This window comes from Pseudomonas sp. 30_B (assembly GCF_017491605.1).
In the GTDB taxonomy this organism is placed as follows: domain Bacteria; phylum Pseudomonadota; class Gammaproteobacteria; order Pseudomonadales; family Pseudomonadaceae; genus Pseudomonas.
In genome coordinates this window covers 1-1,411 of sequence record NZ_JAFGYY010000058.1, presented here as the reverse complement: position 1 = coordinate 1,411, position 1,411 = coordinate 1, and the positions used below count along the sequence as shown (strand labels likewise).

Here is a 1,411-nt window from a genome sequence, read left to right as displayed (position 1 = left end):
CCTCGCTCCATCGAAGTTTCAGGGGCACGCGTCGACGGGCCATCCCTGGCCCAACGACGCTCTCGCGGCATCCATGCCGCTCAACCCCTGAAACTCCGATTCCACTCGGCCTCCTGAAGGGGCGCTCGGAGTGCGCGGATGTTTCTCTGGAAATCCTCAAGAGCCAAAGCCAGAGCAAAGGGCATGGCGGGCTTCCGTAGGAGCGGACCTTGTCCGCGAAATCCATCGCGGCGGAATTGGCGCTTCCAGGGAAGCGCAGATGCCAGTCGCCAACCTGGAGGACCGAGGGAGACACCCAGTTCTTGCTCGCGAACCGCAGCTGATCGCGGACGGAGTCCGCTCCTACAAGAGCTGCATGCTTCCGTAGGAGCGGACTCCGTCCGCGATGTTCTTGTAGGGCGAATAACGCGCAGCGTTATCCGCCCTGATGGGTATCGCTTCGCTCCACGCCATCCTACGAAGAGCAACCAGCATCCAGCATGAAGCAGCCAAAGTTCCAGGCGCGCGCAGAGTCCCGTCAGGAGGCCGAGTGGAGGTATTGCGCAGAGGGGCGAGCGGCATGGATGCCGCGAGAGGCGTAAAGGGCCAGGGACGGCCCTTGTACGCCGACCCTCGGAGCGATACCGGAGCGAGGGGACCCCGGCGAAGCCGGGGCCGGATGTCGGGACGAGCCCTTTTGGTTACTTTTCTGGCGTTTGAGAAAAGTAACTCGCCCGAGGGGGCGAAACAAAAAGCTCACGCGCACACTAACGCGACGCAGAAACACCCAATCCGAAGCAACCAGAATCGCGGGCATGGCCCGCGACCCGTCCATTGCACGGAGCGTGCTCTACACCCTCCTACGCAGAACCCTCCGGCCCGGAACTCAATACCGGCCACTGCTGATACGGCACCCAAACCACCCCCTGCCACTTCAACACCGACAAGGTCGTCGGCCCCTGGAGTATTTCCCGGCGCGGCTCGCCAAGGCTGATGGGGTGCTGGTCGCGCAGGGTGGGGATGACGTGCAGCGAGAGCCACTGGCGGATGCTGCGGTTTTCCGGGTGGAAGTAGTGGATCAGCGTGGCGTACACCGCCGATTCGCCGAGCAGCAGCTCATCGATGTACTCGCCGCTGCCGTCGAGCATCCAGGCGTGACGGAACTGGTCCTCGTCCAGGTTGCGCTCCACGCGCTCGGCCAGGTAGGGATAGCCGATCAGCCGGCCCAGGTCATGGGCGCAGAACCAGCACTGGTCTTCCAGCAACACGGCGCGCAGCTGGCGCTTGTGGCGGGTGAATACGGTGGGGATCAGAACCTCTTCAGACATGGCGCACCTCCAGGAGGGAGGGGGAAGAGCTTCGGTGTGTGCTGAGAGATTTTGTTTCGCCCCCTCGGGCGAGTTACTTTTCTCAAACGCCAGAAAAGGAAAAG

General features: G+C 62.9%; 1 protein-coding gene. It reads right to left on the bottom strand.

Features of this window, described 5'->3' with window-relative positions:
* Window positions 1–839: 839 nt before the first annotated feature.
* Window positions 840–1,307, bottom strand: a complete 468-nt coding sequence (locus J5M67_RS27165; protein WP_207888508.1) for a Bro-N domain-containing protein — start codon at window positions 1,305–1,307, stop codon at window positions 840–842.
* Window positions 1,308–1,411 lie beyond the last annotated feature (104 nt).

Coding starts and splice junctions, on each gene's coding strand:
- J5M67_RS27165 (WP_207888508.1), bottom strand. CDS start 1,307: ATGTCTGAAGAGGTTCTGATCCCCACCGTATTCACCCGCCACAAGCGC.